We start from the raw sequence: 19,820 nt of genomic DNA, 5'->3' as shown, positions 1-19,820 counted from the left end.
GGTTTTTGTTGACTGTTTTCTTAAAAAATTAATGTATGAAGAAGAATAAAGTTTTAATTTTTGGCAGTTTTGTTGTTTTTTTATTAATAGTATTTTTTTTAATAAATCTTAAAAATAATAAAAGTAAACATTTTTTACAAGAAGGTGGATTTGAAAGAAAAAAAAATAATATTGCTGAATTAACTTTAATACAAAACGTTAATTTATATAATGGTAATTATAAAATATTAGGCTATTATAATAAGCAAATTTATTTACATAACTTCACAAGAAATACAATTTATAGATTTTCTGAGAGCCGCCCTGCAATTGAAAATTCTACTATTAATATTAATGAAATTTTTAAAACTCCTATTTCTGCCAGCAATATTTCTCTCGACGCAAAGAATGGTATTATTTACATATTTTCAGAAGCTACAAACACTATTTATACATATGATATTGCTTCTCAAGCTACGAATGAAATTAAAACAAACTTTTTATTTAATAAAGGATGGAAACTTAATGATGTTAATTTTGTTTTTGAAACAGAGTCAAAACAGAATATAAACAAAGATTTTGTGTTTACTTTTTTAAAGTATAAAAATGATTTGAATCAAAATATAATTTATCAAAAAGTTGATACAAGTAATTTATTTTTGATTGATATGGTAGATGATGGAATATTAAATATTTCTGGGAATAGTAAACTCGTGTATACTTGTTTTTATAAAAATTCTCTATTTGTTTTAGATTCAAATCTTAAAGTGATTTTCAAAGGGAAATTGATAGATACTATTTCTAAAGGTCCTGTTGTAACCTTTATTGGTGCTAATGGAACCGGGCGATTAGAATACGCATCTCCCGTTAGAATGTGTAATCCTAATGCACAAGTCATAAATGGTAAATTTCTTTTTAATCATTCATTAGTAGCTGCTAATAATGATGATAATAATTTTAATGAAAGTATTGTACTTGATGTTTATGATATTAGCGATGTAGTGAAGTATCAAGGAAGCTATTATATCCCAAAATTTGATGATGATGTTTTCAATGATTTTTTTATAGACGGAAACAGAATATTTCTCGTTTACTCAAAACATCTTTTCATCTATGAATCAAAATTTGAATTTTAAATTGGTGCACATATTTTCTAGTGTACTAATTTTTGTATTTCTGTATTCAAGCCTACAAAAAATTATTAATTTTAATAATTTTATTGCTACATTATCTAAGTCTCTTTTTCTTTATAATGAGTTTACAAAAGAAACAGGAATATTTGTAATCCTTATTGAAATAGCTATTGTTTTACTGCTAATTTCTAGTAGACTAAAAATATGGGGTTTTTTATTTTCCTTTCTTATTCTTCTTCTTTTTAACGGTTATATTATACTAATGATTGTTTATAGTCCATATTTGCCTTGTAGTTGTGGTGGTTTTATTGAAGAGCTAACTTGGGGGCAACATATTGCATTTAACTTTTTATTAATAGCATTTTCATTATATGGTTATTTAATAACAAACGTAAAAAACAAATGAAAATAAAATTTGTAAAATATATTGTAATCATTGCATTTTATTTTATAAGCATCAGCAGTTTTTCGCAAAATATTACAAACGAAAATGTGCAATTTGATAATAATAATGGCGTTTATCTAAAAATAAAAGGGAAGGTAATCGATAGTTTATCAAAAGAAGGAATTCCTTTTTTAAAAATTAGTTTAACTTATGATTTACCTTCAAAAGATACTGTTACTTTTTTAACAAACGAAAAAGGAGAATTTGAAGTAAAAATTCCCAAAGAAAACATTTCATTTATTTTACAAGTAAATACAAATTTATTTAAAGAAGCTAATTTTTCTTTTAATAACTTGTTATTAAATAAATCAGGTATGTTTAATATAGGTGTAATTAGATTGCAGCCATTCGTTAAAGAAATTGACGAAGTAGTTGTAAAAGGCATAAGGAATAAAATAGACATTAATAAAAAAATATATTATGTAAGCTCAGTTAATGGTGCTATAGCTCCTACCGCAAATTCCCTTATACGAACCATTCCTGGTATTCATTTGAATAATAATGATTATACATTGTACAATTACAAAAAAGCTAAATACTATTTAAATGGGGTTGAAAGTAATAAAGAAGTAATCCTAGATTTACCATTAGAAATTGTTGCAAAGATTGAAATTATATTTAACCCACCTTTGTCTGCAGGATTGAAAGATGATGAATTTATTATAAATCTAATCACAAAAAAAAATTTCAAATATGCATTTGGCGGTGAATTTTCTGCCGGACTTGGATTAGTTAGAAACACTTCGGAGTATAAAGTTTCAAGTTATCTCTCTTCGAAGTATTTGTTTATCAATTTTACAAGCACTAAATATTTTAACGATTATTCTGCAGATAGGACTGCTATTTGGAAATCATCTACGAATAATATTTCAAATTTTTCTACCTCTGATAGAGCAAATTATTCAGTATCCCCAATGTTTAATTCAGTAAGCATACAATATACTCCCACAACAAAATTCGGATTTTTTGTATCACTTAATTATGATAAGCAAACCCTTCTTTTTAATAATTTTTCAAATGTATTTTCTGCACAGAATGATACCAGCTATTTTCAAAGTAATACTAGAAAAATAACGACAAGTATCTTCGGTAACTTTACTGTAAAATATAAAGTAAAAGATAATTTAGTTTTTTATTTACTTGGTGGCATTAATGCTTCTGAAAACAATGATTATATAAAAAATACGTATAATTATAAACAGGTATATAAAATTGATAGTAGTGTTCTTAATAATATTTCACATAACCCAAACAATGCTATACAGTTAAAAAATAAATTTAATTTAAAAAATTTAACAATTGAAAGCAGTTTACTATATCAACTATACCAATCAAATTCAACATTTGGATTGGTTCATTCGGGTATTGGGATTACATCACCAAACTTATTTGGATTTACCTCTTATGATCAATATTTAATTTCTTCGTCAATTACTTTAACCAAAAACTTTAATATTGGCACTTTTATGTTAGGTGCAAAGCTTGACCATGTTAGGTATATTGTAACTTCTAAAATTGATTCTTCATATAGTGGGAATTCTACAATTTGGAATTTTTTACCTAAATTTTCTTTTTTTAAATCAACTTCGAAATTTGGTACATTTATATTTTCATATCAGAAAGACATTGAATTGCCTAATTCATATCAACTTTCTGGAGCACCACTAAGTTATAGGCCTAATCAACAATCAATGGGATCGGCACGTTTACAACCGGAAGTTTTAAATTCTTTTACTTTTTATAACATCTTTGAAAGACCAAAATCAACTTATAATTCTACAATATATTTGATACATACCACTGATTTTATCTCTAAAGGGCCTTATAATTTTGACTCAAGTAATTTTTCCAATGTATATTCTAATATTGGGAAAAAATTAAAGATTGGCTTTGATTTTTCTGTTAATAATAACTGGTCAAAATCATTCAGTACTATTTCTAATGTTAATATAGAATGTTTAAGATTTAATCTTTATGATAGCATTTTAAAAAATAATAATTTTGTTAGTCATATTTTGCATAATAATTATTCTATTAAGTTGTCCGAAAATATAACATACAATATTTCTAAAACGGCAAGTTTTGAATTTTTATTTGAATTCAGAAATAAAAATTATGATGTTTTTGAAATAAATACATTGGCAAATCCAAACATGTCTTTAATTTTCAATAAGAACTTATTAAAGAATAAATTGTTTGTCCGATGTGAATGGAATCATATTTTTAATTTTGACAACAGCATAAATTCAAATTATTCTTCACCAGATATTTCCGGAATCTATTCTGAAATTACTAAGTTTCAAGATATTCATCTTTCTTTCAATTATTTTTTTGGTAAATCAAAAAAAGAGGGCGATGTTGATTTTAATAAAAAAGTTGAAGGACGAAACATAAAAAATACAAACTTATAATTTTTAATTTATGAATTAAAAACCTTATATTGTACAGTAAGTAAGATTTACCCATATTACGCTTATTTATTATTATGAAGTTGGGTAGTATTTTTTACGACTTTGTTTTGAGCCTGCCAATGAAATTTGATACTAAGGTTGGTTCTGTAGGGATGCAATTAAGTGGTGGTCAGAAACAGCGTATACTAATTGCAAGAGCTATTTACAAAAATCCAGAATTTATTTTTTTTGATGAAGCCACTAGTTCTTTAGATGCAAACAATGAAAGAGAAATAATGGATAATTTGAATAAATTCTTTCATGGAAAAACTGTTGTTATTATTGCGCATAGGTTGAGTACTGTAAAAAATGCAGATAAAATTATTGTTTTAAATAACGGAAGAATTATAGAACAAGGCAATCATGAAAAATTAGTATATAATAAAAGCCATTATTTTCAATTAATAAAGAACCAGTTAGAATTAGGCAATTGAAATGAATAAATTTTAATTAATAATGCAATATGGATTGTTTAATTAATCTTTTTCCCAAAAAAGTACTCTATATTTTACTATTTTCAATTTGTTCAATACCAGCTTTGAGTCAGTTTTCTATTCATGGCAATATAAAAAATGCTGTTAATAAGCCTATCCTATTAGCTACGATTCTTGTTCAAAAAGATAGTGTATTAATAGGTGCGGGGGTATCAGACAGTTTAGGTAATTTCTCTGTTCCATCTTTACCTCAAGGTCGGTATTTGCTGGTTTGTAAAAGCCTTAACTACAATACTTTTATGCAAACTATTACACTTAATAGTGATGCCCAGTTGCAAATTACGCTTGTTGATTCTGTGCATACATTAAAAGATGTTTCTGTTAATGCTAAAAAACCACTTTTTGTAAAAAGGGGCGATCGTTTTGTTTTTACACCCAATAAATGGGTGGCAGCCGGTATCAATGGATTACAGTTAATGCGTTATGTACCATTGGTAATTTATAATGAAAATGATGACTTTTTTTAAATTATTAATAAAACTAATACTACTGTGTATATTAATAATAGAAAAAGCAATTTGCCAAGGCAAACAATCATTGCTATGTTAAAAGCGCTTCCTGCTGAAAATATTAAAAATATCGAAATAATTACCAATCCTGGAAGTGAATATAATGCTGATATTACAGGAGGAATCATCAATATAAATATTTCCCGAAATTTAAATGAAGGATGGATGGGCAATATTCAGTTAAACACGCAGCAAAGTGTTTATAATACTTCTCAATTAAATGGTTCTGTTAATTATAATAAACATAATCTGGCTTTACAGTTTATTCCGTATTTAAGTAGTAATTTTAATTATAATACCGGCTATAATCGTTTTACTTATGCAGACCATTCAAAGGATTCTACTACTGTTGATCACTACAGGCGTTACACTGTTGCTGGTGGTGGCTTAAATGCAGATTACTATATCAATAATAATAACACTTTAAGTTATAAAGGCTGGTATTCCACAGTGAATGGTAATACCATTGATAATAATCTCATTTATCATCTGCCTTCTAATCAGTCAGGTTTTAATAATCCACAACAAACTTATGTTAATGGAACAGATCATTATATATATAACTTTGGAAATATATATTTTCATCATCAGTTTGATTCTTTAAATCAAAAAAATATTGATGTTAATGTAGATTACAACAAATTTTATCAGGAACAAAATAGTGTAGGCAATTTTAATCAATTAGACCAGCAGGGGAATCTGGCAGGGAATATTGGTGTTTTATAACAATCATTTACCACAAGACTTTTTTAATTTATCTGAAAGGATTGATTATGGCAACCAACTATCTAACCATTTAAAGTGGATTTTGGGTATTCAGTTTAGCCAAACTCAAGTAGACAACAATTTGAAATATTATAATGGGAATTCTAATAATTTCACTTTAGATACTGCTCTTAGTAAACATTATGCCTATACAGAAAATTATGGTTCCGGCTATACCTCATTTGCTTATACTATTTCAGATAAATGGCAAATGAATATTGGTGGAAGGATAGAAACTACACAGCATAATACCCAAGAGAAGAACACCGGTATTTCAAAGGATTCTAACTATGTTAATTTTTTTCCCTCTTTCGGCCTAAGTTATGCTGTTAATGCAAAAAACAATTTTGGTTTTTCGTTTGCCAGAAAAATTATGCGCCCATCCATTGAATTGCTTTTTCCGGGGCGTACCTACTATAATCCCACTTTTTTTGCACAGAATAATCCATTTCTTCAACCCCAACTATATAATAATGCTGAGTTTACCTATGTTTATAATAATTTATTCAGTATTGTGGCCAGCTATTCACATATACAAAATGCATATAGTAATTTTATAGTACCGGTTGTTGAGAATAATCAAAATAAATTCAATAACACTTATTTGAATTATGGTTCCAGTAATACCTATTCAATTATATTTAGTTTATACAAGCCCATCATCAATGATATATGGCAAATGTACATCAACACTGCTTTTAATTATACCCATTACAAAGGCAATACAGACGTAGAAAATATTCAGTTAAACAATGCCAATGGTATGATAAATTGGGATAACTATGTGTATTTAACTAAAAAAAAGGACTGGATGGCTTTTGTAACCCTGCATTACAATTCACCCCAGCAGACTCTTGCTGCACATACTATTAATGGAATTTCTAATTTGGATATTATGATAAAGAAAACGTACAAAAATTTTTCATTTTATATTTATTTAGCTGATATCTATAATGGTTCTTCAAAAGTTTGGCAAAGTCTTTTTACAAATCCACTTTTTACTGCTAACAATTCTTTTAACAACACTTATAACAGAAGTATCAGTTTAAATTTCACTTATCAATTCGGTAATAGAAATTTAAAAACTATTAGTGAAAGGAACATTGCTAATCAGGATATTAAAAAGAGGACGGGAAATTAATATTTGTATAACTAAACTTATTGTCTTTATGGCTAAAAATATGTTCAACTTTCCTGATTGCCTGGTTTATTGTTTTTTTTCAATTAACTAATAATTCATTTTTATGAATGGGAAATGCGCATTGTGATTTTGTTATTGTTGGTTAATATTAAAATATTTAAGCAAATGGTTTAAGTAACAATTAGTAACTGATGGTTACATACCACCTAAAATCAACAATTATTGAAATTTATATAGCTAATCTTAATAGTTATTCCATTCTGCTATATGAAAATGGTTAAGCTTTCCCCCCAATAAATTTTAATTTTATATTACAATGGAATACCCGTGTTCATCAATCATACAATTTTGTTGAGGGATTAAAAAAATAGCGTAAAACTACGTACGTTTTTATAATTTGAAATGATTAGGTTTGTTATGTATTGTTGGATGTGCACAAATAATACCATTTACCGGTAAAAAACAGGGAATACTGTTTGTTACAAAGGCCATGCAATAGACAGGTATTACCCCATGCAGTAAAGCAAGTAAAAAATTCGATGAACATCCGACCCCATGAGTGTTAGGCAGGGGAGGGGAATTATTTATTTTTTTTAATATCATACATAAAATTATTTGCTTATGAAAAAAATACGTTGTTATGAATTCATTTATTCAAAATGGTTTATTTTGATTTTCATGTTGAATATACTCATGCTTACAAGTTGCAAAAAACACTTTAATACTTCAATACTAGCAGAAGGAAAGGATGGGATACAACCTTTTAACTTTAATTGGGAAACAGTTGATTGGATGCCTACTCCCGCTGTTGTAGGTCAAACCTTAATAAATCCACCATGGATTGGGCAGGGAAGTATAACTTCTATATATGGTATTGATGTAGCGAATGATTACAAGGCAAGTGATGGATGGGTTTTAGTGTATAATAGTTTTGACCCAAATTCTCCTGGTCCGTTGGAAGATCCTTACTTTATTTTGTATAATAGATATCGAGGATTAATGCGTATTTATTTTTTTGTAACTTCCCAAGTTTCTGCTAATTCCGATTATTTAGTTGATGGGCTTACAGCATCAACATCTGGAACTACAAGTCTATTAAACTTTTTGGGTAATGATATTGTCGATGTTTCTCAAAATCAATTATCATATTCACAAATAGAACCAGGTCCACCAGATGGCTCAGCTCCATTAGGAACCAGAAAGTGGTACATGCTACAATATGAATTGGCCTATGATCCCAATTTAGCGAACTCAAATTATAACAATATTCAATTGAGTTGGTACACCAATTATAATAGTATTTCTAAAATATCATTGGGTGGCCCATTGATAGGTAGTGTAAATGGTTCTGTTGGGTCTTCTACGTCTAATATTAGTTCATCCCTTTTAAATGGATTAAAAGTTGTTACAACAGCAGGTCTTTCTTTGGCAGGAAGTTCTGCCGTAAATAATGCCAGCGGCAATTTTTCTGCAGTAAACCCAATACTAAATCCAGATGGGACTCTGCAGGGGTTCTCACCTACCACAGTTAACAATAAATTAGGATTGTCAAATGCAACTTTCACAGCACTTCAGAGTGGACTAAATAGTGCATTTTCTGCTGCAACTGGCAATATTCCAGGTGCAGTTGCAGGATTATTAAGTGCAATAATAGGCGGAAACAGCAATGCACAAACAATAAGTTTAACACTCAATGCAAAGTTACAATTGGATGGTACTAGTACAAGTAAAGGTTCTTTTCCTGCAAGTCCCGCTTCTGTATATGTACCTGGGACAATCATAGATCCTATTACTGCACAAGGGTATATTCCGTTGTATACAAATAGTTTAGGTATTTTTAATTTATCTTCAAAACCCATTGTCAATATACATACTAATTCAATTAAAGTAAGCCAAAATGGTGGCATATATTATCAATATGATAATTTATATACAGTTAATACTTTTTCAATTAATTATTTATGGAATCCGTCAGTTATAAATTCTTCATCAACTGGTGCTGCAATTAAAAATTTAAAAACTGAAGTAGTATTAATTGACCCAGATTTGTCTGCAAATCCCGTCATTGGCGGAAATCTTGGAATCATAGGAGCTCATACAGTCATTACCGGACCATCTGTAGGTACAACTTATACAGTACCAAGAGTGCAACCACGTAATAATTATGTTGCTGTTCGAATAACATTTGACGTTATACCCAACAATGGTAGTACCCCAAAATCAACAATTATTAAAACCTTTTTAGCCAATTTTGTAAGCAATTAAATTCATAGTATATGAACAAATATCCAATTAAAATTTTACTCTTCTTGTTAATTATTACTGGTTTTTCTTTTGCCTCTTGTACTAAAGAAGTTTCTGCTCCCACACAAGGACAAATTACAGCGGCTAAGCTACAAAAAGTAATGGCAAAGGGGGATATTGTATTTGTATATAATGTAGATGGAACTTCTGCACAAGGGAGCCTCGTTAACATATCAACTGATGGTTACATTACGGTGGCCTATCAGGCTGTTTATGCTACCTACAACTTAAGTTTATTAAAGGAATATTATAATGTAGTGTTAAGCAATGGCAACAATTGGTTTTTATATTTTTAATTTTTCATCATAGCCCGAATATAGGTTTCAGGCTTCAAACAATATTCATGTTTCGTATTTGTTTGGTTATTATAATTTTATGTCCTTTTGTTTGTTTTTCTCAAACAAGGCGTGAAACCATATATCCAAGTACCAGTTATCGTGAAGAAAATAATACATTAATAACCGATTCCGGTTTTAAAATTTATGAAGGCTTAACACTACAAGTGGGCAGCGGTTCAGGTGTAAATGGTATTTATCAGCAGATTAGATTTAAAACACAACTCAATGCCAATTTATTGCTATTTCATGATGCAGAAATGAAAACCACTTATTTGAATCGGGTAAACCCTGAATTTGCCAGGCAGAATGATAAATTAAAAGAGCTATTACATTACGGAGATAGGTTGGTGGTAAAAAAAATAACCAAAAAAGGAAATAAAAAGTTTGGTTATTGGTATTATCTAATACTTAAAAGAACAAACGCACCACACACTAAATTGGTTTGTAATATAGAATTGGCTGTTAACTGTAAAGAAATATTTTTTCAATAGCATTTAAAAATATAACAGCATGCGGCAAATATATATTTTGCTATGCTTTTTTATTATAAAAAGCCTTAATGCACAATATAGTATAGGAGTATTTTCAGGTTATACTAATAATCATTTACAAACCAATATTTCTAATCGTTTGTTTACTGAAAATAAGAATGGCAATAGTTTTAGTACAGGTTTAATATTTAACTATGCATATAAAAATAAAATTCAATTACTAACTGAATTAGATGTATTGCAAAAAAATTATTCATTTGTTCGCAAAGGGATTTACGAAGGTATTTTTGCGAATTACAGAAATACGTATTTGCAATTGCCGGTTATTATTGAATACAAGTTACTACAAAAAAGTAAATGGGAATTATGGGCCGATGCCGGATTCTTTGTTTCTTATTGGGTTGATGGAAGCATAAAGGGTGTAATATCTAATGTGTTTGATAGTTACTATGCCGTAGATGCTACAGGTGTAGTGACAAATTATTTGCGTTTTTCCGATTATTATAAAAAATACACTTTTTCTCATTTAAATGATAATCGATTTGAGGTGGGACCATTAGTGGGTATAACATCAATGTATATACTTAATAACAGATATTCTTTTTTTGTCAATACAAGATTTTACTTATCTATCATTTCGCAACAAAAAAATTATTCTATTAGTCAGATTATGCAGTATAATCAAACCAGTGTAATTTCTGCAGGCTGTATGTTTAATTTTCATAAAAAAAATTGACAGTAATGCAAAATATTCTTTTGAAACATAAACTTATTAATGTTTTATTTTTTCTTTTTATTTTTTCTTCATGTAAAAAAGTTGCATTACCCATAAATAATGAAATCCCCAAAACATTTAGTGGTGTGTTTGAACAGTTTTGGAATAAAATGAATATGAATTATGTTTATTGGGATATTGATACAACAAATTGGAATAGGATGTATCTGAGATATAAGCCTGTATTTGCAAAGTTAGATTTGAATAACGCTGCCGATTTTAAAAAGAGTGTTTCTTTTTTTAAAGAGATGACAAAAACCATAATGGATGGGCATTATTATATTTCATTTATGCAAAATGCTATTATAGATTCATTTGTTTATCCTGCTTATGATAAGAAAAAGAATTTATACGATTTTCATAGCCCCTATGCTTTTTATAAAGTAGATACAGGTTATTTAGATGCAAATTATCAATTAGGTGTTGAGAATACTTATTCATACGGAGGGCAGCCTTTAACTGTTTTATACGGAACTATTCAGCATAATATTTTATTTTTTTCTTGTAATTATTTTTCATTGTCAAAAGCATATTATTCAACATCTGCAAATAAAATTCAACCCATTTTAAATTCTTTTTTCAACACTTTAAACAATTTACCTTCTAATCTAAAAGGATTAATTATTGATGTAAGAAGTAATTATGGGGGAGATTTAAGTGACTTAAATTTTTTAATTGGAAGATTCATTGACAAACCTTTGTTGTTTGGTTATACGCAATATAAAATTGGCAATGGAAAGTATGATTATAGTGCATGGCTGCCTGCTTATATAAATCCACCAAAAAACACGAAGCAGTTAAATATTCCTATTATTGTTTTAGCAGATAATGTTTCAGCTTCTTTAGCGGAAGCTACTGTAATGGCAGTTAAAGCATTTCCTAATTCTGTTTTTGTTGGCGAAACAACGTTTGGTGCAACAGGACCCATTGTTAGTGATAATAATTTATACAATGATGGTAGTTTTACTGTACCTGATTTCATGAGTGTACAAATATCTTCATCAAAGTTTAAATATATTGATGGTAAAATTTATGAGGGAAAAGGAATTGCTCCCGATTATTATGTTGCATTTAATCTTTCGGCTTTACAAAATGCTACTGACAAACAGTTAGAAAAAGCTATTGATTTATTGAAATAGTCTTTCGCAAAAGATATATTTCGTTACTGCATGTGCAGTAAAAAATTGTTTAACATTAAAATGATTCAATATGAACTTAAAATATCTTCCATTTTATTTGTTTTTGATAGCTACTCCATTGTTAATCATGGTTCTTTTTTCAAAAATGGGTTATATTCATCCTGCTGAATTTACAATTAGCCTGTTTACATATTCATTAATTTATCACCCAATTGTATCAGGTATTAGGCTTTATGTGTTAGGAGTAATATCTAAAAAAGACATAATAAAAAATTTGATACCATTTTGGAATTTTAAATTTTACAGGCAATTGTTTTCATGGTAGGTAATTAAAGGTATGTATAGGATTAGTGTTGAATTTTATTTAGTGTTCGTGTACAGTTATATCTTTTTGTATGGTGCAATAGGTAGATGAATGCAATAGAGTAGCTATAACTATCTCCAAAGTTGAAAACAATCCCCATCAAACAAGCCTTTATCGCTTAATTTAATATGGGGAATTACCAACAGGGCCATAAAACTAAGTGTCATAAAGGGTGCAGCAAGCGTACTGCCTAATTCATTTTTTACCATGGCATCTATTGCTGTATAAGCAGTTGCTACGGTATAGCCATCATCGGTACTCATAAGTCCGGCTACTGGTAACGGTAATACTTTTGTGTTGTTTCCGTTTACGGCACTGATTCCTCCCCTTTCCTGAATAACCGCATTAATGGCTTTTGCCAAATCGGCATCATTGGTGCCAACGGCTACAATATTGTGGCTGTCATGTGCTACGGTAGAGGCGATAGCCCCTTTTTGTAATCCAAAATTTTGGATGAAGGCTTTTGCTATGGGTGCAGGTTGGTAGCGGTTTATAACCACTATTTTCAGTACATCTTTTTCTATATCTGAAACCATGCATCCATGGCTTATTTTGGGGTATACCCAAATTTTTTCGGTAATTAATTGACCGTCTAATGCCTGTATTACGGGTATTGTATCCTGCTGTAAGGGGTACTCCGTTATTGGGATAGCCAGGTCATTTTCTGTTACAGGTATACAATTAAATTGATTGATGGGCGTAGCCGGAACTGAGGATAACAATGTACGGCCTTGATCTGCAACCAATTGGCCTTTAATATAGGTTTGCAGTACCTTAAAATCGGTAAGATTATTCACTACAATGCAATCAGCCGGATCGCCTACTCTTAATAAGCCAATATTTAACCGGTAATGTTGTACCGGGTTAACGCAGGCGGCTTTAAGTACCTTAAATACATCAATACCTTTTGCTACTGCCCGGGCACATAATTGGTTAATATGGCCAATGGCTAAGCTATCGGGATGTTTGTCGTCGCTGCAAAACATCATGTTATCATAATGAGTATGCATTAAATTAATCAATGCTTCAAAATTTTTGGCCGCGCTTCCTTCCCTGATTAATATTTTCATGCCATAGTTCAACTTGTTCAATGCTTCTTCTACCGTAAAACATTCATGGTCGGTACTAATGCCGGCAGCAATATATTGTTGCGCCTGTGTGCCCATTAATCCCGGTGCATGCCCATCTACCGGCTTTCCTGCTGCTTTGGCTGCTACAATTTTTTTTAACACTTCCGCATCGCCATGCAACACACCGGGAAAATTCATCATTTCGCTCAGGTATTTAATATCTTCTCTTTGCAGCAAGGCAGCTACGTCAGTACTATTGAGTGCAGCACCTGCAGTTTCAAAGGTGGTGGCAGGCACACAACTGGGTGCGCCAAAGTTGAAAGAAAAGTTAGTTTGTTGGCTATTCGCCAACATAAATTCAACGCCTTCAATACCACATACATTGGCTATTTCATGCGGATCGCTGATGGTGCCCACCGTACCATGAACAACTGCTAACCGTGCAAATTCACTGGGTACCAGCATACTGCTTTCTACATGCACATGACTATCGATAAAGCCCGGTAAAATATATTGATCTGGTACGGATGTATGTTTTGGCAATGCTTCAATAGCAGCAATCCAGCCTGCATTTATATGTATTGTAGCGGGATAAATTTGTTGCTTCCAGACATCTACTAATTGTCCGCTGATAGTATATTCGTTTTGTTCCATTGTATTTATCATCTGGTTTTAAAAAATGTTGTGTAACTGCTCATACACAACATTGAGGTTGGTGTAATAGGTAAATTAAAAAATATTATTCGTCCTTCAACAAATCGGGCCGTTTTGCTTTGGTAATAGCCAGTGCGGCTTCATAGCGCCAGGTTTCTACTTTTTTGGAATCGCCCTGCAATAAAATATCAGGTACCTTCCATCCATTAAAATCTGCCGGTCGGGTATATACCGGGGGCGCCAAAAGGTTATCCTGAAAAGAATCGAATAAGGCAGAAGTTTCATCATTTAAAACACCGGGTATTAAACGCCCAATGGCATCAACAATTACTGCTGCTGCCAGTTCTCCGCCACTAAGCACATAATCGCCAATAGAAATTTCTTTGGTTACAAAATGATCGCGAATGCGCTGGTCAATACCTTTGTAATGCCCACATATAAATAGTAAATTTTTTTGTAGCGATAAACGGTTAGCCATTGACTGGTTAAAAGTTTCTCCATCGGGTGTTAAATAAATAATTTCATCGTAAGTTGTGGTAGTTTGTAAGTGCGTAATGGCATTAAACAGTGGCTCACACATCATTACCATACCTGCTCCGCCGCCATACTGGTAGTCATCTACTTGTCCGTGTTTGTTGATGGCCCATTGGCGCAGGTTATGTGTATGCACCTGCAGCAGGCCTTTTTCCTGAGCCCGCTTCATAATACTATGATTCAACGGACTTTCTAATAATTCAGGTACAACAGAAATAATATCAATTATCATTTTGCAAAGATGCTATTCACTTTCCATAAAATTGTCTAAATCTCTTCTTTCTCTTTTGGTAGGGCGGCCAATTCTACTTAAACGTTTGCCTGTATGGAATGAAGGAGGCAGAAATGCCGGTTTTTCTAAATCTTCTACCGGTGTTATATCTATATAATGTTTTATAGCTTCGGCATAAGCTACCCGGTGATCTAATAATGCAGTAACTTTTATTATCCATTTACGGGTTTCGGTTTTAATTTCATATTCATCGCCAATAGTAACCGTTTTTGAGGGTTTAACATTATTGCCCAAGTATTTTACTTTGCCTTTTTCGCAGGCTTCACTTGCCAGCGAACGGGTTTTAAAAATGCGTATACACCACAAGTATTTATCAATTCTTATTTTTTCTTTTACGGCATCCATACAACATTCATTTACTGTAAGTAATGATGAAGGTAATATTTTTGAAGGAAAATAAACCGGGTAGCATAACATAAAAAAGCGCAGCATTTCGGTGCTGCGCTTTTACACAAAGAAGGTTTAATGCATTAATGTTTTGCCTGATACAATTCTGTATAATATTGAAAGAAATAAGGAATGGTTTCAATGCCTTTATAAAAATTAGCCAAATCAAATTTTTCATTAGGGCTGTGTAGGTTGTCACTATCCAATCCAAATCCTAAAAACACAATTTTTTTATGTAATACTTTTTCAAACAAAGCGCAAATGGGTATGCTGCCACCGCCACGAACCGGAACAGGCTCTTTTCCCAGCGTTGTTAGCATTGCTTTTGCCGCAGCTAAGTACTCAATAGAATCGATGGGAGTTTGATAGGGTTCGCCGCCATGATGTTCCATAGCTTTTACGGTAACACTTGCTGGTGCTGAGCTTTCAAAATAGTGAATCAATGCGGCGGTTATTTTTTTGGATGATTGGTTAGGTACCAATCGTGCTGAAATTTTAGCATATGCTTTTGAAGGCAGTACTGTTTTTGCACCTTCACCGTTATAGCCACTCCAAATTCCATTTACTTCTAAGGTTGGCCGAATGCCGGTGCGTTCAATGGTAGAGTAACCTTTTTCGCCCCAAACATCAGTAATACCTAATTCTTTTTTATAAGTTTCCTCATTAAAAGGTGCTTTCGCCATTTCGGCTCTTTCTGCTTCGCTAATTTCCAATACATCATCATAAAACCCGGGAATAGTAATATGATTGTTTTCATCGTGGCAGGATGCAATCATTTTTGCCAGTATGGTAGCAGGGTTGGCAACGGCACCACCATATACACCGCTATGTAAATCGCGATTAGGGCCGGTAACTTCTACTTCAATATAACTTAGTCCGCGTACGCCCACATCAATAGATGGAGTGTCTAAAGCAATCATTGAAGTATCGCTGATGAGTATTACATCGCAAGTTAATAAATCCTGATGTGTTTCTACAAAAGTTGCCAGATTCGGGCTGCCCACTTCTTCTTCCCCTTCAATAATTAATTTCATGTTGCAGGGCATTGAATTGGTTTGCAGCATGGTTTCTAAAGCTTTTACATGCATATAAAATTGTCCTTTATCATCAGCAGAGCCTCTTGCATAAATTTTACCCTCTTTTATTATTGGTTCAAAAGGTGGACTATTCCAAAGGTTCAACGGATCTGCAGGTTGTACATCATAATGGCCGTATACCAAAACGGTAGGTTTTGTTGGGTCTATTATTTTTTCTGCATACACAATAGGGTGTCCGTTAGTATTGTAAATTGTAACTTTATCGGCACCTGCTTCTATCAATTTTTTTTCTGTTAATTTGGCGCAAGCCAGCATGTCAGGTTTGTGTTCGCTTCTGGCACTGATACTGGGTATTTTTAATAAATCAATCAACTCGTTCAGAAAGCGTTGTTGATTGCTTTCAATGTAATTTTTCCATGGTTCCATATGTGCATTTTTTAATTTTCTATGAACTTTGAATGAAATGGTAAAGGTAACAAGTTAACACCAAAACAATTTGTTAAGTGGTGGTGGGTGCATTGTGTTTTTGATTGGAGAGAATATTATCTAATGTCCAGGTTACTTTGTGTGTAAAAGCATGTTCTCTCACACTGCAATTGGTTTTAATACAAACAGGACAGCTAAAGGGCAGGCAACCATCTGTATGCACAAAGAGTTCAATATCATCTCCAAAAGTGCTAATCACCAATGCCTCCAGTTCGTCTACTTCAGCATGTGCTTCATGTAAATTCATGTACCAGGGCAGGGTTAAATGGCAATCCACATGTAAAGTGGCACCATATTTAATCACCCGCAGGTTGTGTAAATCAACCCAGTTGTTTCTTCTGTTTTGGTTCAGTGTGGTAACTAACTTTTTCAGCAGCTCCATATCTGCTTCATCCATAATGCCTGCTAATGATGCCCGTACAATTTTGTAGCCGTTTACCATAATTACGGCACTAATACCTAATGCCAGTAATTTATCTAACCAAAATAAGTTGGTTATTTTTATAATAAATAAACCAACAATAATAATGATGGTGGAATAAGTGTCTAATTGCAAGTGTTTACCACTGGCTTTTAAGGCTAATGAATTGTTTCTTTGCCCAATATGTAAACACAACCAGCCTGCGGCAAAATTTACAATGGCTGTAATGGCAACCAGTATAATGCCTTTATCTAATTCCTGTACCGGTTTTTGTACAAAGAAACTTTGTATGGTTTGAAAAATAATATAAATACCTGCAGTAATAATCAGTGAGCCTTCTACTGCAGCCGAAATAAATTCAGCTTTTCCATGGCCGTAAGGATGCTCTTTATCTTTGGGTTTTGCTGCAACATATAATGAGTACAAACCAATTAATCCTGCCAGCATATTTACTGTACTTTCTAAAGCATCGGTTAAAACGGCAATAGAATTAGTAAGGTAAAACGCAATTATTTTTGCAGCAAACAGTACTACACTTAAAAGTGTAATGAACAACTGCAAACGATAATTTTGTTTTTCTTTTTGCAACGTATGGGTTATTTATTTTTGGTAGTAGGCAATAAAGCAATACTGTGCTCAATTTTACAGTGCTTTTGCAACATGGCAGCTATACCGCAGTAGGCGTTGAGCGAAAGTTCGATGGCTTTTTTAAATTGTTCGGATGCTTCCGGTGCAATATCAGCTTTGTATAGTAAGTGAATGCCGGTAAATACTTTTGGATGTGTGGCAGTTTGTTCGGCACTGGCCTCTATTTCAAAGGTGGTGAAGTGTACTTTCATTTTTTGTAAAATACCTACTACATCCATACCGCTGCAGGTATTTAAAGCACCCAATAACATTTTTTTTTGGCTCATGCCACTGTTTAAACTGCCATCTGCAGCATTGGTATCTAAACGAACGGTATGATTGTTTTCATCGCTGCTGTTAAAGGCCAGGTGGCTTACCCATTTGGTAGTAGTTTTCATGAACAGTATCTGTTTTTAATGATGATATAACAAAGTATGAAAGTTGGTTTACTGGATGATAGTAGTTTTGCAGGCAGTTATTCAATCCTTCACTTTCTATACTGTAACATTATACAGCACCCTGGTGCTTATTTTCGTATTCTGTTTTCTTTATATGAATAAATTTTCTTATTTCTTTGAATGTCCTGTAATAAAATTCCTGATTAAATAACTGCGAATCACGCATGGCTTTAAAAGTAAGAAAAAATCCAATGGGTATTAATACCAGCGTTGAAAGCCACATACCTGCCAGCGGACTCATTACATTACTCTTGGCAAACTTTTCGCCAAAGGTATTCAGTAAGTGAAACAATACAAAAAATACAATGGCAAATACTAATGGTGTTCCCAGTCCGCCTTTGCGAATAATAGAGCCAAGTGGTGCACCAATTAAAAACAAAACAATACAGGCTACGCTTAAAGTAAACTTTCTATGCCATTCAATTTCATGTTTCAATAAAGAATCCTGCCTTGTTTTATAATCGTCATAAATTAAAGAAACATTATTGGTAATGGTGCCTAACTGGCTCAAACTACGTTCTTCAATATAATGCCTTTCTGAATCGGGAATGAGTTGTTGAATAGAAGCAACCGATTTTAAAAAACCGGTATCGGTTTTAGGCCAGGTAGAATCCATGTATTTGGCAAATGATAAATAGGGATTAATTTCTATTTTAGAACGTTTTAAATAATAGGCCTGTAAATTTTCCAAAGAATCGATGGTGGTATTTAACTGGCGAACACTCAGCATTTTAGGATCGTAAATAAAAGCACTGTCTTTGGTACGGTTCATTTGAAAAGTGCTTAAATCAAACAATTTGGTATAGGTGTTAAAATGGGTTCTGGTAAAATCGGTTTGAATGGTTTGGCGGGGCCCTTTTTCTTCATAGCTGTAACCATCTTTCAATTTAAATTCTAAAAATTTTTTATCAGGGGTTACCTTCATTACACCGCTTTCGGCGGTAATTAAATTATCCTGCAGGCCATAGGTTTTTTTAAAAATAACAATTTTTTTGATGGTGCTGTCATCGCTTTCTTTCTTACCCAGTTTAATCACGTTCCCTTCAATTTTATTATAAAAAACGCCTTCTTTAATATCAAAAGCAGGTTTGGCCACAATAATATCATATTGAAGCGATGCTAATTTTAATTGTGCAACGGGAATAATATTATTGGCAAAAAGAAAAGCAATACCACTAATAATGATGGTTACAATTAATAAAGGGCGCATAAACCGCAATAAAGGAATGCCGGCGGCTTTAATGGCCACAATTTCGAACGATTCGCCCATGTTCCCAAAAGTCATGATGGAAGAAAGCAGCAGTGCCAGCGGTAAAGCCAGTGGCACCCAGGTAATGGCAACCAGTCCGGTTAAGTAAGCCAATGTGCCAAAGTCAATTCCTTTTCCAACCAAATCATCAATATACAACCAAAAAAACTGCATTACCAGCACAAATAATGCAATTAAAAAAGTGGCCAGAAAGGGGCCAATAAATGCACGTACTACTAAAATGTCTAATTTTTTTATCACAAATTCCTTTCTTACTA

Annotated in this window: 19 protein-coding genes; 12 read left to right on the top strand and 7 right to left on the bottom strand. The window is 32.1% G+C overall.

Annotation, left to right across the window (positions count from 1 at the left end):
- The first annotated feature begins 35 nt into the window (after window positions 1–35).
- From AC3QLY_RS02260 to AC3QLY_RS02205, 12 genes are all read left to right on the top strand, one after another.
- A complete protein-coding gene (locus AC3QLY_RS02260) occupies window positions 36–1,115 on the top strand; it encodes a hypothetical protein (protein WP_492990462.1) in 1,080 nt (359 codons plus the stop codon).
- A complete protein-coding gene (locus tag AC3QLY_RS02255; RefSeq protein WP_394369761.1) occupies window positions 1,093–1,518 on the top strand; it encodes a MauE/DoxX family redox-associated membrane protein in 426 nt (141 codons plus the stop codon). Before AC3QLY_RS02260 ends, AC3QLY_RS02255 begins: the two co-directional genes overlap by 23 nt.
- Entirely contained in the window at window positions 1,515–3,968 is a 2,454-nt protein-coding gene (locus tag AC3QLY_RS02250) for an outer membrane beta-barrel protein (RefSeq protein ID WP_492990461.1), read from the top strand. The genes AC3QLY_RS02255 and AC3QLY_RS02250 overlap by 4 nt, the downstream gene beginning before the upstream one ends.
- Window positions 3,969–4,042: 74 nt before the next feature.
- Window positions 4,043–4,441 carry an ATP-binding cassette domain-containing protein gene (locus tag AC3QLY_RS02245; protein ID WP_218331505.1) on the top strand — a complete coding sequence of 133 codons (399 nt, stop codon included), beginning with the start codon at window positions 4,043–4,045 and terminating at the stop codon, window positions 4,439–4,441.
- A gap of 29 nt (window positions 4,442–4,470) precedes the next feature.
- Window positions 4,471–4,968 carry a carboxypeptidase-like regulatory domain-containing protein gene (locus AC3QLY_RS02240; RefSeq protein WP_218331503.1) on the top strand — a complete coding sequence of 166 codons (498 nt, stop codon included), beginning with the start codon at window positions 4,471–4,473 and terminating at the stop codon, window positions 4,966–4,968.
- 75 nt (window positions 4,969–5,043) lie between these two features.
- Entirely contained in the window at window positions 5,044–5,736 is a 693-nt protein-coding gene (locus tag AC3QLY_RS02235) for a hypothetical protein (protein ID WP_218331501.1), read from the top strand.
- On the top strand, window positions 5,726–6,916 hold the full coding sequence (locus AC3QLY_RS02230) for an outer membrane beta-barrel family protein (RefSeq protein ID WP_492990458.1): 1,191 nt from the start codon (window positions 5,726–5,728) through the stop codon (window positions 6,914–6,916). The genes AC3QLY_RS02235 and AC3QLY_RS02230 overlap by 11 nt, the downstream gene beginning before the upstream one ends.
- A 621-nt stretch (window positions 6,917–7,537) precedes the next feature.
- Window positions 7,538–9,181, top strand: coding sequence for a hypothetical protein (locus AC3QLY_RS02225; RefSeq protein WP_218331490.1), 1,644 nt, complete (start codon window positions 7,538–7,540; stop codon window positions 9,179–9,181).
- A gap of 11 nt (window positions 9,182–9,192) precedes the next feature.
- Window positions 9,193–9,516, top strand: a complete 324-nt coding sequence (locus AC3QLY_RS02220; protein WP_074417444.1) for a hypothetical protein — start codon at window positions 9,193–9,195, stop codon at window positions 9,514–9,516.
- Between the two features lie 47 nt (window positions 9,517–9,563).
- Window positions 9,564–10,049, top strand: coding sequence for a hypothetical protein (locus AC3QLY_RS02215; protein ID WP_218331488.1), 486 nt, complete (start codon window positions 9,564–9,566; stop codon window positions 10,047–10,049).
- Between the two features lie 19 nt (window positions 10,050–10,068).
- A complete protein-coding gene (locus AC3QLY_RS02210) occupies window positions 10,069–10,785 on the top strand; it encodes an outer membrane beta-barrel protein (RefSeq protein ID WP_074417442.1) in 717 nt (238 codons plus the stop codon).
- Between the two features lie 155 nt (window positions 10,786–10,940).
- Window positions 10,941–11,963, top strand: a complete 1,023-nt coding sequence (locus AC3QLY_RS02205; protein ID WP_218331486.1) for a S41 family peptidase — start codon at window positions 10,941–10,943, stop codon at window positions 11,961–11,963.
- Window positions 11,964–12,398: 435 nt separating this feature from the next.
- On the opposite strand, the gene ade is transcribed toward AC3QLY_RS02205, so the two are convergent.
- From ade to AC3QLY_RS02170, 7 genes are all read right to left on the bottom strand, one after another.
- Window positions 12,399–14,051: an adenine deaminase gene (ade, locus tag AC3QLY_RS02200; RefSeq protein ID WP_492990455.1), complete on the bottom strand. Its 1,653-nt coding sequence runs from the start codon at window positions 14,049–14,051 to the stop codon at window positions 12,399–12,401.
- Between the two features lie 85 nt (window positions 14,052–14,136).
- Window positions 14,137–14,817 carry a tRNA (guanosine(37)-N1)-methyltransferase TrmD gene (gene trmD / locus AC3QLY_RS02195; RefSeq protein ID WP_074417438.1) on the bottom strand — a complete coding sequence of 227 codons (681 nt, stop codon included), beginning with the start codon at window positions 14,815–14,817 and terminating at the stop codon, window positions 14,137–14,139.
- Window positions 14,818–14,829: 12 nt separating this feature from the next.
- Window positions 14,830–15,222 (bottom strand): RNA-binding S4 domain-containing protein, encoded by a 393-nt coding sequence (locus AC3QLY_RS02190; protein WP_074417467.1) that lies wholly within the window; start codon window positions 15,220–15,222, stop codon window positions 14,830–14,832.
- Window positions 15,223–15,347: 125 nt separating this feature from the next.
- Window positions 15,348–16,727, bottom strand: coding sequence for a dipeptidase (locus AC3QLY_RS02185; RefSeq protein ID WP_492990452.1), 1,380 nt, complete (start codon window positions 16,725–16,727; stop codon window positions 15,348–15,350).
- 73 nt (window positions 16,728–16,800) lie between these two features.
- Window positions 16,801–17,796 (bottom strand): cation diffusion facilitator family transporter, encoded by a 996-nt coding sequence (locus tag AC3QLY_RS02180; RefSeq protein ID WP_074417436.1) that lies wholly within the window; start codon window positions 17,794–17,796, stop codon window positions 16,801–16,803.
- An 8-nt stretch (window positions 17,797–17,804) separates the two neighbouring features.
- Window positions 17,805–18,233 carry an OsmC family protein gene (locus AC3QLY_RS02175; RefSeq protein WP_492990450.1) on the bottom strand — a complete coding sequence of 143 codons (429 nt, stop codon included), beginning with the start codon at window positions 18,231–18,233 and terminating at the stop codon, window positions 17,805–17,807.
- 109 nt (window positions 18,234–18,342) lie between these two features.
- A complete protein-coding gene (locus AC3QLY_RS02170) occupies window positions 18,343–19,803 on the bottom strand; it encodes an LptF/LptG family permease (protein WP_287101587.1) in 1,461 nt (486 codons plus the stop codon).
- Window positions 19,804–19,820 lie beyond the last annotated feature (17 nt).

This window comes from Hydrotalea sp. GW822-HT8A01, from assembly GCF_058798575.1.
Note: the sequence above shows the minus strand (reverse complement) of the source record. Positions and strands in the feature narration are given on the sequence as shown.

Bases quoted from the DNA above. Each gene is read 5' to 3' on its own strand.
- AC3QLY_RS02260 (WP_492990462.1), top strand. From the start codon at position 36: ATGAAGAAGAATAAAGTTTTAATTTTTGGCAGTTTTGTTGTTTTTTTA.
- AC3QLY_RS02255 (WP_394369761.1), top strand. From the start codon at position 1,093: ATGAATCAAAATTTGAATTTTAAATTGGTGCACATATTTTCTAGTGTA.
- AC3QLY_RS02250 (WP_492990461.1), top strand. From the start codon at position 1,515: ATGAAAATAAAATTTGTAAAATATATTGTAATCATTGCATTTTATTTT.
- AC3QLY_RS02245 (WP_218331505.1), top strand. From the start codon at position 4,043: ATGAAGTTGGGTAGTATTTTTTACGACTTTGTTTTGAGCCTGCCAATG.
- AC3QLY_RS02240 (WP_218331503.1), top strand. From the start codon at position 4,471: ATGGATTGTTTAATTAATCTTTTTCCCAAAAAAGTACTCTATATTTTA.
- AC3QLY_RS02235 (WP_218331501.1), top strand. From the start codon at position 5,044: ATGTTAAAAGCGCTTCCTGCTGAAAATATTAAAAATATCGAAATAATT.
- AC3QLY_RS02225 (WP_218331490.1), top strand. From the start codon at position 7,538: ATGAAAAAAATACGTTGTTATGAATTCATTTATTCAAAATGGTTTATT.
- AC3QLY_RS02220 (WP_074417444.1), top strand. From the start codon at position 9,193: ATGAACAAATATCCAATTAAAATTTTACTCTTCTTGTTAATTATTACT.
- AC3QLY_RS02215 (WP_218331488.1), top strand. From the start codon at position 9,564: ATGTTTCGTATTTGTTTGGTTATTATAATTTTATGTCCTTTTGTTTGT.
- AC3QLY_RS02210 (WP_074417442.1), top strand. From the start codon at position 10,069: ATGCGGCAAATATATATTTTGCTATGCTTTTTTATTATAAAAAGCCTT.
- AC3QLY_RS02205 (WP_218331486.1), top strand. From the start codon at position 10,941: ATGAATTATGTTTATTGGGATATTGATACAACAAATTGGAATAGGATG.
- ade (WP_492990455.1), bottom strand. From the start codon at position 14,051: ATGGAACAAAACGAATATACTATCAGCGGACAATTAGTAGATGTCTGG.
- trmD (WP_074417438.1), bottom strand. From the start codon at position 14,817: ATGATAATTGATATTATTTCTGTTGTACCTGAATTATTAGAAAGTCCG.
- AC3QLY_RS02190 (WP_074417467.1), bottom strand. From the start codon at position 15,222: ATGGATGCCGTAAAAGAAAAAATAAGAATTGATAAATACTTGTGGTGT.
- AC3QLY_RS02185 (WP_492990452.1), bottom strand. From the start codon at position 16,727: ATGGAACCATGGAAAAATTACATTGAAAGCAATCAACAACGCTTTCTG.
- AC3QLY_RS02175 (WP_492990450.1), bottom strand. From the start codon at position 18,233: ATGAAAACTACTACCAAATGGGTAAGCCACCTGGCCTTTAACAGCAGC.